15 protein-coding genes are annotated in these 13,333 nt (G+C 44.8%); all 15 read left to right on the plus strand.

What is annotated here, in order from left to right; translation table 11 throughout:
• Positions 1–26: 26 nt before the first annotated feature.
• Complete coding sequence (locus ACMVP2_RS16095) at positions 27–482, plus strand: 5-fold beta-flower protein (protein WP_339790053.1); 456 nt, start codon at positions 27–29, stop codon at positions 480–482.
• 100 nt (positions 483–582) lie between these two features.
• On the plus strand, positions 583–1,026 hold the full coding sequence (locus ACMVP2_RS16100; RefSeq protein WP_339790050.1) for a hypothetical protein: 444 nt from the start codon (positions 583–585) through the stop codon (positions 1,024–1,026).
• Positions 1,027–1,171: 145 nt separating this feature from the next.
• Complete coding sequence (locus tag ACMVP2_RS16105) at positions 1,172–1,660, plus strand: HYC_CC_PP family protein (RefSeq protein ID WP_416864241.1); 489 nt, start codon at positions 1,172–1,174, stop codon at positions 1,658–1,660.
• Between the two features lie 143 nt (positions 1,661–1,803).
• Positions 1,804–2,307, plus strand: coding sequence for a DUF3347 domain-containing protein (locus ACMVP2_RS16110; protein WP_339815565.1), 504 nt, complete (start codon positions 1,804–1,806; stop codon positions 2,305–2,307).
• Positions 2,308–2,552: 245 nt separating this feature from the next.
• Positions 2,553–3,986 (plus strand): multicopper oxidase family protein, encoded by a 1,434-nt coding sequence (locus ACMVP2_RS16115; RefSeq protein ID WP_416864242.1) that lies wholly within the window; start codon positions 2,553–2,555, stop codon positions 3,984–3,986.
• Positions 3,987–4,136: 150 nt separating this feature from the next.
• A complete protein-coding gene (locus ACMVP2_RS16120) occupies positions 4,137–4,508 on the plus strand; it encodes a hypothetical protein (RefSeq protein ID WP_339795162.1) in 372 nt (123 codons plus the stop codon).
• Positions 4,509–4,802: 294 nt separating this feature from the next.
• Complete coding sequence (locus ACMVP2_RS16125; protein ID WP_339795160.1) at positions 4,803–5,234, plus strand: nuclear transport factor 2 family protein; 432 nt, start codon at positions 4,803–4,805, stop codon at positions 5,232–5,234.
• A 77-nt stretch (positions 5,235–5,311) separates the two neighbouring features.
• Positions 5,312–5,767, plus strand: a complete 456-nt coding sequence (locus ACMVP2_RS16130) for a DUF2231 domain-containing protein (protein ID WP_339795158.1) — start codon at positions 5,312–5,314, stop codon at positions 5,765–5,767.
• Positions 5,768–5,795: 28 nt separating this feature from the next.
• Positions 5,796–6,539: a hypothetical protein gene (locus tag ACMVP2_RS16135; RefSeq protein ID WP_339795155.1), complete on the plus strand. Its 744-nt coding sequence runs from the start codon at positions 5,796–5,798 to the stop codon at positions 6,537–6,539.
• A gap of 20 nt (positions 6,540–6,559) precedes the next feature.
• Positions 6,560–7,015: a nuclear transport factor 2 family protein gene (locus tag ACMVP2_RS16140; protein ID WP_339795153.1), complete on the plus strand. Its 456-nt coding sequence runs from the start codon at positions 6,560–6,562 to the stop codon at positions 7,013–7,015.
• The gene (locus ACMVP2_RS16145) at positions 7,015–7,665 is read left to right on the plus strand and encodes a class I SAM-dependent methyltransferase (protein ID WP_339795151.1); all 651 of its coding nucleotides are present in this window, start codon (positions 7,015–7,017) and stop codon (positions 7,663–7,665) included. The genes ACMVP2_RS16140 and ACMVP2_RS16145 overlap by 1 nt, the downstream gene beginning before the upstream one ends.
• Positions 7,666–7,691: 26 nt before the next feature.
• Positions 7,692–10,061 carry a multicopper oxidase domain-containing protein gene (locus ACMVP2_RS16150; protein ID WP_416864243.1) on the plus strand — a complete coding sequence of 790 codons (2,370 nt, stop codon included), beginning with the start codon at positions 7,692–7,694 and terminating at the stop codon, positions 10,059–10,061.
• Between the two features lie 48 nt (positions 10,062–10,109).
• Positions 10,110–10,715: a DUF2911 domain-containing protein gene (locus ACMVP2_RS16155; RefSeq protein ID WP_339815568.1), complete on the plus strand. Its 606-nt coding sequence runs from the start codon at positions 10,110–10,112 to the stop codon at positions 10,713–10,715.
• 22 nt (positions 10,716–10,737) lie between these two features.
• Positions 10,738–12,753, plus strand: coding sequence for a copper-translocating P-type ATPase (locus tag ACMVP2_RS16160; RefSeq protein WP_339815569.1), 2,016 nt, complete (start codon positions 10,738–10,740; stop codon positions 12,751–12,753).
• Positions 12,754–12,946: 193 nt separating this feature from the next.
• Positions 12,947–13,267, plus strand: coding sequence for a DUF6660 family protein (locus tag ACMVP2_RS16165; RefSeq protein WP_339795345.1), 321 nt, complete (start codon positions 12,947–12,949; stop codon positions 13,265–13,267).
• Positions 13,268–13,333: the final 66 nt, after the last annotated feature.

Here is a 13,333-nt window from a genome sequence, read left to right on the forward strand (position 1 = left end):
TACACCAGGCGAAAACACAATGAGAAATGAAAAAGCACATCATTTTCAGCATGGCGTTCCTGGCAGGAATACTGCTGGCAGCACAAGTACTGGTGGCTCAGCCCGCCAGTGACAAAACAGCACAGCGCCTGGTCCATATAAATGGTAAGGGTGAGGTATCGGATGACGGTGGCACCAAACTCGGATACATCAGTAAGGAAGACATAGTTTTCAATAATCAAGGGCAAAAACTGGGCTTTATCAAAAATGGTAAAGTATATGATGCTGAAGGTAACTCCTTGGGTAAGGCTAAAAAAGATGGCCGCTATTACAACAATGATGGAGTCTTCATTTTGAGTACCAAAACCATTGGAGACAAGTGCGAAATCCTGGATCCGGAAGGTCACAAGAAGGGTACAGTTCATGAAAACTACAAACTTCATGCATGTGCCGCACACTGCTTCTTTTTAGAACAGGAAATGAATAAAGAAGAGGACAAGTAAACATAAAGTCCTGTTTTGAAGAGTGGAAAGTTAGATTGGATATCGTTTCGGTGACCAGTCCCTCCTCCACTCTTCTTGCAGGCACCAAATGTGCAATGCCATGAAGAAAAAGAAATTTAATAAAAATTATCCAGGGACATCCACCAAAATCATGGTGTATGTCTACCTCGTATTAGCTACCCTGGTAGTGACCACCGCTGGTCTAGCGTATTGGATCAACTATCTCCAGCAAAGCCCATCTGATAGCTTCAGCTTTACAGAAGTTCAAAAACCAATTGATCCAAATTTGGTGTGCATGGTCAACGACGCATACATGGGAAAGCCACAAATCCCTGTGCCTGTCAATGGAAAGACCTATTATGGATGCTGCCAGGGATGTGTAGATAAGCTCAACAACCTGGAAAGTACAAGGATCGCCATTGACCCTTTCAGCGGTAATCCTGTGGACAAATCAGAAGCCTACATCGTGCTGCTTAATCAACAGGGAGTTGTTGCCTATTTTGAATCGGAATCAAATTATACGGAATTTTCTAAGACCCAATAAAAGATGGAAATCATACAATGCTTGGCCAATCTTCGAGTTTCACCGGCGATTCCTGTAAACCTCTACCACCTACATTATGGTTTGGTTTCTTATATGGAAAATGAATTCCTCACCGAATCGCATTTGCAAAAGCGAGGGATCGAGCATGAACAATTGTACTCAATATTCGTTACTACCTGTAGATCACTATTGCTTTGTGAACCGTTTTAGAAAAATATTGTCCATTTTATTGTCAATTCTGATGCTATTCAGTTCGAGTAGCTTTAGTATTGCAATGCACTTTTGTATGGGCGAACTGGAGACAGTGTCGTTAATTGGAAAAGCTGAATCGTGTCAAATGATTCAGGAAAGGCCTTCTTGTGGTGCGAATCAATCCAATATTAGTGATGAGCATCACCGAATCACCAATGAAAATAGCTGCTGTCAAGATCAGAAGGTATTAATTGACGGTCAGAATGAAGTTATTGAAAATAGTATTGTCGCCTTTTCAGAAATTCATTTAGCGGCTATTGTTGCCCCGTTGGATTACATATGGTTTGAAACTATTATAGTCGACGGCCCTTCATACAAAAACTATTGCCCCCCGTTGATAGATCGAGATATTCAAGTGCTCGTTCAGTCATTTCTTATTTAGGCCCCTGATCAATTTGGGAGTTTTAAGTTAGCGACACAATACTTTCTGGTATTGGTTCACCCCTTCAATATTATTTCCACAGAATTTATTTATTAACTGTTATACCTAAAAGCGGCCAATCGCCGCAATAGATATCAATCATTATGAAAAAGTCAATGCTAATGTTCGGGCTTGCTTTGGTAAGCTTCTCTGCAAGTGCACAACACGACCACGCCAGTGGCACCGCTGAAAAGGCAACAAGTAAACAAATGGCACCAATGTTTGAAGATCAGAACATAGGTCTTGCCTATGGCGCATACATTCAATTGAAAGAGGCATTGGTGGCCTCGGAATCAAAAAGCGCAACCACTGCGGCAGCTGGACTTCAAAAGTCACTGGCAGCGGTAGACAATAGTAAGTCTGCGCTTGCCGAAGCAGCCAAAGTAGCCAAGGCTGCTACGCTGGACGACCAGCGCAAAGCTTTTGTGGGCTTAAGCAATGAGATGACTGCCCTGGTGAAGGGAGCTAAGCTTTCAATGGGCACTATCTATTTGGATTATTGTCCTATGGCCAAGGGTTCTTGGCTTTCTAACGACAAGGAAATAAAGAATCCTTACTACGGGAGCAAGATGCTTTCCTGCGGCAGCGTGAAGGAGACGATTGAATAGGGGACAGGCCAAAACTAATAATGATCATACATAGAACTGATCATTCAAATGCTCAATCGCCACTGGTTAGGTTGTTATTAAAGGCTGAAGTACTTGAATTCTTTTGAGTATTTCAGCCATTGACGCAGGCACCAAAGGCAGCGAACTTAAATAGGATGCCATTGTCGTGACGCTGCGGATACGTATGTGCGAAAAAGTAAAAAGCTTAAAAGGGCCAAAAAGAAACTTTTAAATTATCACGTGGTATGAAGAGAAGACATTTTGTAAAGCTTTCCGCTGGTTCTGTAGTTCTACCCATGGTTCTTCAGAACTGCATGTTCCACGACAGGGATGGAAATGTAGGCATCGTAGACACGGGGTTTGATATGCCATTGCCATTGCCGGAAGAAGCTGGAGCGTCTCTTGATTTGAGCCCAGGTAGCCAAAGAACCAGCATTTTAGAAGGCAAAACAACCAGCACGTTCGCCTACAGGAGCAATATTCTCGGCCCAACCATTCGGGCTTTTAGGGGCGAGATGCTTACTGCCAGCGTGCAAAACGCTCTATCCGAGCCAACAAACGTACACTGGCATGGGTTGAAGGTGCCAGCTAACATGGATGGCAATCCCGTCGACATTGTAAAAGCTGGAGAATCATTTCAATACAGTTTTCCAATTGATCAAAGAGCCGGAACCCACTGGTATCATCCGCATCCGCATGGCGCCACTGCAAGGCAAGTGCATAATGGCCTGGCCGGAATACTTATTATCAATGATGACGAAGAACTGGCACTCGGACTTCCCGCTGGCGACTTCGAGGTTCCGCTGGTCATTCAGGATAAAAGGTTGAAGGCAGGAAAATTGGTCTATGATCCGTCAATGATGGAAACGATGACCGGGTATTTTGGCCAGACGATCACGGTGAATGGCGTAGCATCACCTTTTCACGAAGCTCAGGGGAGGTGGTACAGGTTGAGGATATTGAATGGATCTACTGCAAGGGTTTATAATCTTGCTCTGAGCCCCAATTTGGGCATGAAAATAATTGGGAGCGATGGTGGTCTGCTTGGTGCGCCTGAAGATGTCAATGAAGTCTTGCTTGGCCCTGGCGAGCGACTGGACGTTTTGGTAGATTTTTCGGCAGAACCAGTAGGCTCTGAAGTCTATTTGGAAAGCAAAAAGTTCAATGGGGGATCGTCGCAAGGAGCCGAGAGCTTCAAAATCATGAAATTTATTATCGGGGCATCAACCGGTGATACCTTTCAGCCACCCGGCTCTCTTTCGGTCATCGACAAGATTCCTGAAAATCAAGCAACTAAAGTCAGGAACTTTGAGATTAACAGGATGGGGATGATGGGCAGTGGAGCTATGCATACTTTCAATGGAAAGTCTTATAAGAGAGGCAGAGTTGACGAGACAGTGAAAGCCGGGGTCACGGAAATTTGGGAGTTTGACAATGCAGGCGATGAAATACACCCGATCCACATACACGCAGTTCAGTTTCAAATATTGTCGAGAACCGGGGGGAGGAATGGCATTATCCCCTCGGAGAAAGGATGGAAGGACACCGTTTTGATCTTACCGAAGGAAAAGGTCAGACTTATTATGACTTTCCCAGATACGCCTGGTGAATTTGTATTTCATTGCCATAATCTGGAGCATGAGGATGATGGCATGATGCTCAACTTTGAAATTGTATAGTTGTGCGAAGTGGAGATTGAAAATTGCCAGCATGCCTGAAACTTTGCTATTCTAACTAGGTTTTTTTTAGCCGGAAAGTGAGCGGTTTTGTGCGAAATTGAGGGGCAAAGAACTTTGCTAGTTCATTGGAAAATGTTAAATTTACTTGAATTGAAAAGAATAATAGCCATATTTATTGTTGCAGCTTTCTTGGGGCAAAGTTTTCAATATATCCCTTTGAAAAAGATAGGATTTCTCCTTAGCCATAGTCTGCATCACCTCAGTTCAGACCACTCTTCTGCTGTAGCTTTACTAGGCCACTATGTGCATGATTGGGAAGACCCAAGCCATTATCCCCTTAGTGAAAATGAAGCTGACCATTTTAATTTGAGCGCCAATAATCCTGTTTGCGTTCAAAATAGTGTAGCCGAACTTTTGGATATGCCAGGCGAATCGTCCTTGGTGAAAAAGCTGAAGCCCTATTGTTTCAGTGTGATTACTTCGAGCGCCAGGTGCATATTTCATCCCCCTAAGTTTTCATAACCAACAACTTTCAAGTTTACGCTGTTTGCAATTTATCGTTACCAATTGCGCTGCAATTGGAATGCATTGCTATTCCATGCCCTAAACTTGGGTGATAATTGGGTTCTAACACTCTCAGCTGCGTTGCGTGTGATCACTGACTGCTTCAGCGGTAACGTCAAACTTATGCCATCAAGAGAGAAACCATCAGAACCTTGAGTTGTTTTCGGGCAGTATACCCCTATGGTGGGCAACTGGCTAGAAACAGCTATTTCCATGCATGCTATATGAGAAACGTAGTACAATCATTCTATTATGAGCCGGTTATTATTGGTGTTCAGGTACCTTCAAATTCTCACCTCGGGAGGAAAGGGAGACAAAGTTGAGTCGGAGTTGAGATCTATTCTGAAACATTGCAGGTCTTTAGTTGAAAGGTTTGATTTCCAGTCCTTTGAGAGCCAATATGGCAAGGATGTCTTGTTTGTGGACTCTGGAAGAAGGGCCATGCCATTTAGTGGTTTTTTGAAAGATTCGTCAAGCGACTGTCGGCTTCATTTTAAAGACTACTCTGTAAGCATCCACACTCATTTCGACATGGCAATGGGGATCGAGGAGTTCAGGTATGAGATTGAAAGCAATGGAAGTTTGCAAGGTATTTCAGGAAGTGGTATAACAACCACCATCTTGAAATTTGACAACGGAGAGTGGAGGATTATTCACTGCCATAACTCCTTTCGCCAATTTTGATCAAGCGTCCATCGAAAGACTCCATTTCAGAAATCAGATGCACACTTGTATGAAACTAAAAAAAATGAACAATTAAAATGGAAACATTAATTCCTGATTGGGCGCCTAATGTGCACCCGTTAATTATCCACTTCCCCATCGCTCTTTGGCTGGTGGCCGTGTTGTTTGATTTCCTCACCCTTATCAAGCAGGGTTGGGAGCTGAGAAATGCAACATTGGCTTTGTATGTTTTGGCAGCAGTTTCGGCTCTGGCAGCCTTCTTCAGTGGTGAGCAGGCCATAGATAATGTGGCTATTTCATTCCAGGGGGAGATGACAGCCGGTAGCCATTCCGACTGGGGACATTATACGCTCTATTTCTTTCTGGCGTACGCTACAGCCCGGATAGGTCTTTTTTGGAAAAGGTGGGACAAGAAGCGGATAATAGCGGTTGCCCTTTTTGCTGTGGGGCTGGCTGGCATCGCCGTGGTAGCCAAAACAGCCGACCTTGGAGGAAAGCTGGTCTACAAATATGGGGTAGGCACGAGCAAATAATTAGTATTCACATTACACAAAAGATGATATGAAATTTTCTAAAAAAGTGACGTATATGATGGCCTTTCTAGCTTTGGCCATGATAGCCTCTTGTTCACAAGTCAATAAAAGTGAGTCAGAAAAGCAAGCGCATGATGAAGTTGCCACTGCGCACGATGAAGAGGGAGAAGCACATGAGCATGCGACAGAAATGCATGAAGGCCATAATGATTCTGCTACCAGTGATGGCGACGCCAAAATATGGCGTCCGGGTGCCACTGATGAAAATATTCTTCAATCTGATTTCCATTTTCTGGCCGGCAGTGTCAATGATGTTAGCCCTGAAGTAGTCAACGAAGGTGAAAGTAAAGTCCTGAAACTAACTCCAAATGGTAAGCAAGCTGGTTTTGTTTTTCATGCCGCCTACGGCAGTGTAGGGGTGGTTGTCTCGACGAATATCTCGCAATTCGAGGGCTCGTTCAGGTTGATTCATCACGCTCAGGACAAAGACAAATTTGAGTTTGTGGAGCTTACAAGTGAAAAAATGAGGCTTGGCCGAACCGTAAATGGCGCCGAGAAAATCTTTGATGAGAAAGCATATTCGCCAGGTACCGGATGGCTAGACTTGAGAGTTTCCGCCGCCGGTTCGCACTACAAAGGGTATATAGGAGATAAGACAATCACACATGGGCATGGAGATGTCATGGAGGATGGTTTTGTAGGAATCATGCTCAAAGGATCTGGAACCGTGCTTATCAAGTCTATTGAAGTTTCACCATTGTCAAACGAATAGTAGATCTCACACACATCATTATGAAAAATTACACGATATACATTTTTGTCTTTTTGTTGTTTTATTCAGCAAAGCCCGCTTTGGCTCAAACTGACACCGAGCAGGTGAAGCAAGTCATGAAAAAGTACAAAGAGGTGCTGGAAAGTCTGGATGTCTCCAAATCTTATGCCTTGTTTTCGGATGACTCACAGGTAGTGGAGTCTGGGAAAATAGAAGGCACTTATGCCGATTATATAGCCCATCACATAGGCCCAGAACTTGGACATTTTTCGTCTTTCACATTCAGTGAATACGAAATTGAGGTTGTTGTGGCCCTCCCTTATGCTTTCACGACTGAGTCGTATGTATATACTCTTGTGTTCAAGGAAGATGGAAAAAAGGTGGAGAGAAAGGCTGTTGCTACATCAATTTTGCAGAAAATAGACGGCAACTGGAAGATAATAAAGACCCACAACTCTTCGAGGGCTAGAAAATAATGGCAAGCAAGCGATATACCCCGGCATTAGGTTTTGCCTCCCTGAGCGACTGGTACGATCTGGCCATAAAGGTGACCATGCCTGAACGAAGGATTAGAGCGAAGCTGGTTGACCACCTGGTCCCAGAGGCTGGGGAGCATATTCTGGAGTTTGGTTTTGGTACCGGTACCAACCTGCTTGTTGCAGCAAATCGCTGTTCTGATTGCCACCTCATTGGGCTGGATATTGATCCAAAAATGCGTGAGATCGCCGCCAAAAAGCTAAGCAGGCATTCATTCAATATCCCACTGGAACTGTATGATGGTGGAGAATTTCCCTTTGAGTCAGGAACCTTTGATAAAGTATACAGTTGCCTTGTGTTTCACCACCTTGATAAAGCTTCTAAAATATGGTCCATGAGGGAAATTCACAGGCTCCTTAAACCTGGCGGAAGATTCGTTCTTGGCGATTGGGGCAAGGCGAAAACAAAAACCCTGCGCAATGCATTTTACATGGTTCAATTCCTCGACGGCTTTGCCACTACCAACGACAATGTCAACGGCCTCATCCCAGAATATCTCTCTAGTGCAGGTTTTTCGGAGGTTCAGGAGGCTGAATATATTAATTCTATGCTGGGCACCTTTACATATCATGTCTGCTCACGCACCTAAATAGATTTATTAACGAAACAATTGAAATGAAGATCAATCATCGAAAATTATTAATAGAAGTGATTTCAGCAGTTTGTATTGTGCTGTCCCCTTTGGAGGAATCCTATGCGCAGGTTGATACAACAGAATATAGGCTGACAATCAGCGAGAAAACGATTAATTTGACTGGGAAAGACAGAAAAGCACTTGCCATCAATCAACAAATTCCCGGCCCCACTCTTCGGTTTGAAGAGGACGGATATGCTGTGATTTATGTCAAAAACGACCTTGATGTAGAGACCTCTGTCCACTGGCACGGACTCATATTACCCAATTACTATGACGGTGTTCCCTACCTCACCACCCCTCCGATAGAGCCGGGAGAAACGCAGAAATACGAGTTTACACTGCGGCAAGGTGGGACCTACTGGTATCACTCGCACACTGGCCTGCAAGAGCAGCTCGGAGTGTACGGGTCGATAGTAATTGAACCACGTCAACGAAAAATAGAATACGATACAGATCTTGTGTTGGTATTTTCCGACTGGACAGACGAAAACCCCATGCACGTGATGAAGAATCTTAAGCGAAGGAACGAATGGTATTCAATCAAAAGAAATACCGTCACTCCGCTGGCCAGGGTCATCAGCCGTGGAGGACTAGGGGCGCAGCTTAAGTTCTGGAGGCAGCGAATGCCAGGTGCCGACATTGCTGATGTGTATTATAACGCCTTTTTGACCAATGGTGCTAAAGAGCAGGAATACCCTGATTTAAAGCCCGGTCAAAAGGTGAGGGTCAGAATGATTAATGCTTCTGCTTCTACTTATTACTGGTTGACATTTGGTGGTGAGACACCTACTTTGATCGCTTCTGATGGTGTTGACGTTGTTCCCGTGAAACGTAACAAAACCCTCTTCGCAGTGGCGGAGACTTACGATTTTTTGGTTACTGTTCCGGAAAATGGTAAGATTGAAATCAGAGCTACCTCTATGGATGGTGCGGGGAAAACGTCAGCGTTTTTAGGTGCAGGATCTATCATTGCGGCACCTGACGTACCGAAACCTGACTATGTAGGAATAATGAAAGCCATGGCGAAAATGGAAATGAAAATGGGAGCGCCAGCCATGATTTTCAACCCGTCTACCAATGAAGGTCTTGAGAAGATGGAGAGGTATGGGATGCAGATGAAGGGAGATATGTCGGGAATGAAGATGGACGGGATGGAAAATAAGGACATGGGAGATAAATCTACTCCCAGTGAAAGTTCCATGCACGAGGGAATGGATATGCCAATACAATCGCCGACGGATACACTACCTACCCCAACAGCGAACCCCATGCAGCACGGCAAGATGCAGATGAATTTGCCGCAGGGCCAGAAGGAGTCTGTACTGACGGGGGTTGGTATGGGGCCTGATCAGGGGTATGATTTTTTGAAGTCACCCGAGGCAACCAGCTTCCCAGGTGACCAGCCTGTTCGGGAAATGGTACTCAATCTGAATGGAAATATGTGGAGGTACATATGGAGCATGAACGGTAAGGTTCTGGATGAAGCTGATAAGATAGAAATCAAGCAGGGAGAAATCGTCCGTATCACCATGAATAACCTTACAATGATGAATCACCCTATGCACTTGCACGGTCATTTTTTTAGGGTAATTAATAAAAATGGTGATTACTCGCCACTAAAGCATACAGTGAATGTGGCTCCCATGCAAAGCATCACTATAGAGTTTGATGCCAACGAATATGGAGATTGGTTTTTCCACTGTCATATTTTATATCACATGGAAGGTGGTATGGCAAGGGTGTTTAGCTACGGCACACCCCGTGACCCAAAATTGAACAGATATCCGCTGTCCGCACTTATTAAGGAGACAAACAAATATTATTTCTGGGGAGTTGCTTACGGAGCAAGTCATATGTCGGCTGTAGAAGTAACGACCTCCAACGTACGCAGTCAATTTAATTTCGGAGTGGAGTACGGCTGGAACAACAATATTGAGTCTGACTTGTCGTACGAGTACTACCTGAGCGACTATTTTAGAGTGTATGGTGGGCTGAATACAGAAAATGCGACCAGTGGAGATTTGAGTCAGTTCAATACTGTTGCTCAGGTAGGTGTTCGTTATTTGCTCCCCTATTTCATAAATGCCGACCTGGGAATTGACAATCAGCTAAGACCACAATTACGGCTGTCTTCTGAATACCTCATTTTCAGAAGGGTTGCTATTTTTGGGAGGTACGAATTCAGACCTGATTTTGGCGTCTTTCAGTCTCCTGACCCTGTGGCGACTTATCGCTCCGAACAGGTATGGAATGTTGGGGTAGACTATATTATATCAAAAAATTTCTCACTGACAGCTAGTCATGACAACCGGTTTGGCACTGGCGGTGGGTTAACAGTCAGATTTTAAGGGGTTAATTTGAATACATATTTTTAAGTGCATACAAACATTTATTTAATGAATTACTATAGAACAACCATAATGAAAAACCTAAGTTATCTTTTATTAGCGCTGGTGCTGCTAACAGCCGCCTGCGAGTCAAAGAAATCTTCCATGGATGAGCACCAGCATCAGGCTACCGAGCCTGCGGTTGCTTCGGTGGATACCCTGAAAAAAAGCATCCCTAAGGAAGCCCATGGACAAGTGGGAGGCGTCCACGTTTCTATGGCATACCACGCTCCCGGAGCCAGAGGACGGGTGATATGGGGAGGACTTGTGCCTTTCAACGAAGTGTGGGTGACGGGTGCTCACAGTGCTACCAGCATCACCTTTTCGAAAGATGTAGAAATAGGTGGGGTAACAGTGCCAGAAGGAAAATATGCCTTATTCACCATTCCCGGTAAGGACTCTTGGCAGATAATTATCAATAGAAATTGGGAACAGCATTTGGCGGATGATTATTCCGCAGCCGAAGACGTGGTACGTGTTGAAGTAGTACCTCAAATTGATCTTCCGCTCCAGGAAAGGCTTAACTATAATATTGAGGACAAAGGAGATGGCAAGGGAGCTATTACCATGACGTGGGAGAAACTGGGTGTGACTCTGGAGTTCAGCGACAAATAGTAACAGACTTAAAATCAGCACAATGGAACATCATCATCATACCAGCAATCAAGAGCATCATGCTCACGAACATTCTAAACACAGCGGTTCGGGTCACCACGGTCACCACGCCCACATGATAGAGGATTTCAAGAAGAGGTTCTGGGTGTCGATTGTCCTTACCGTTCCTATTTTGGCACTATCCAAAATGATTCAGGAGTGGTTGGGATTTGAATTCGGTTTTGCAGGCGATCAATATGTTTTATTCGGACTGTCATCGCTCATTTTCTTCTACGGGGGTTGGCCTTTCCTGAAAGGGCTTATTGATGAGGTAAAGGAGAAGACACCTGGCATGATGCTGCTGATTGCAGTGGCCATTACAGTGGCCTATGGGTATAGCTCGGCTGTCGTATTCGGTTTGGAGGGAAAGGACTTTTTCTGGGAGCTGGCGACGTTAATTGTGATTATGTTGTTGGGCCACTGGATAGAGATGAAGTCGGTGATGGGTGCTTCCCGTGCGCTGGAGCTTCTGGTGCAGATGATGCCAGCGGAGGCGCACCTTGTTCACGACGATCATGTGATGGACGTGAAAGTGTCTGAACTAAAGAAGAATGACATTATACTCATTAAGGCCAACGAAAAGCTTCCCGCTGATGGTATCATAGTGGAGGGCGAGAGCTACCTTGACGAAAGCATGCTGACTGGCGAAAGCAAACCAGCTAAGAAAGCAAAAGGCGATCAGGTCATTGGGGGATCTGTGAATGGCAATCAGTCCTTCAAAGTAAAGGTAGAAAAGACGGGGGAGGAGAGCTACCTCAATAAGGTGATTAAACTTGTGCAGGACGCACAAAAGGCGAAGTCTAAAACGCAGAACCTGGCCAATACGGCCGCCAAGTGGCTGGCATATGTGGCCATAAGCGCCGGTGCGATTACGCTCATCGTATGGTTGGCCATGGGCAAGCCAATGGACTATGCCCTGGAGCGCATGGTGACCGTGATGGTAATATCCTGTCCACACGCATTGGGATTGGCCATTCCTCTCGTAGTTGCCATTTCCACGGCTGTTTCGGCAGGCAAGGGCTTGCTGATCAGAAACAGAACTGCCTTTGAAAATGCAAGAAAGATTACTGCCTTTGTTTTTGATAAAACAGGCACTCTTACCGAAGGTAAATTCGGTGTTTCGAGGTTCGAAAGCAAGACCAAGAGCCTCTCTAAAGAAGAGATGATGGCTGCTGTGGCATCGTTAGAGCAAAGCTCCGAGCACCCTATTGCACAGGGCATTGTGAAAGCCGCCAAAGAAGCAAAACTGAAACTGAAGAACGTAAAGAGTTTTGAGTCGCTGACATCGAAAGGTATTCAGGGACGTGTTGACGGTAAAAATTGGAAAGTAGTAAGCCCGGGTTATTTAAGAGAAAAGAATATTGATATTCCGAAAGAGGCTGGCTCTGACGCTGCTGAAACGATCGTATTCGTGATCAGGGAAGACAAACTGGTTGGGTTTATAGCTTTGTCGGATAAAATAAGGGAGGAAAGTGCTGAGGCCATCAAAACGCTCAGAGCGAAAGGAATGAAGCTCTTCATGGCAACAGGCGACAATGAAAAGACGGCCAAGGCGGTCAGTGAAAAACTGGACCTCGATGGCTATTACAGCGAGGTGCTGCCCGACCAAAAGGTCGACATCATTAAGAAGCTGCAGAAGGAAGGGCACTTTGTAGCCATGACAGGCGACGGTGTCAACGATGCGCCCGCCCTTGCTCAGGCCAATGTAGGAATAGCTGTAGGGTCCGGGACTGATGTGGCAGCAGAGACAGCAGATATCATTTTGGTGAATAGCAATCCTAAGGACATAGCTAACCTGGTGATTTTTGGCAGGGCCACCTACAAAAAGATGATACAAAACCTCGTATGGGCTACGGGTTACAATGCTGTTGCATTGCCGTTAGCGACTGGGTTTATTCCCGGCATGGTGATAAGTCCAGCCATTGGTGCTGTGTTTATGAGCCTGAGTACTGTGATAGTCGCTATCAATGCGCAGCTTCTTAAACGGTCGATGAAGTAGTAGTGAGCTGGGCTGGCCGCTTGCCGCAGCACTTGAAAAAGGAAAAAAGATTTCCGTAAAATAGATGTTTGGAACCAACCTCAGTAATACAAACGTCTTGTCATTCACTATAAAACTGTTTAAGAAACTACAAAGCTCTTGATCCAAACTTTGCAATAGCCTTGCATCACACATTTGCGTATATTTGCATTCAGTGAAAATTGCCTCTTACATATTGAGTTTTTATTTCATATCCCTTGTGGGGGTAGCATGCACAGATACGGTACCCGTAGAGCGCTCACAAAATGCCGTGTCAGTGAGTTGTACTAATGATAGTAATCATGGCCACTCACAGGAAAGCGGCCTGGATGGTTGCTCACTGCTCTGTGTATGTCACTGTTGTCATGTTCACTTTGTATCTGTTTTGGGATTAGTTTTTACTCATCCAACTAAACTTCCCAACGTATATACTTCCTATCTTCAGGATTTCATGAGTATTGAAATCTCCGGCTTTCTCAAACCTCCAAGATCATAATGTCAATTGTTTAGCGGGATAAGTATGCCAGACTGGTAAAGTTTGGTTCATCACACCTTATCTGAA

Source organism: Imperialibacter sp., from assembly GCF_048007035.1.
Taxonomy (GTDB): domain Bacteria; phylum Bacteroidota; class Bacteroidia; order Cytophagales; family Cyclobacteriaceae; genus Imperialibacter.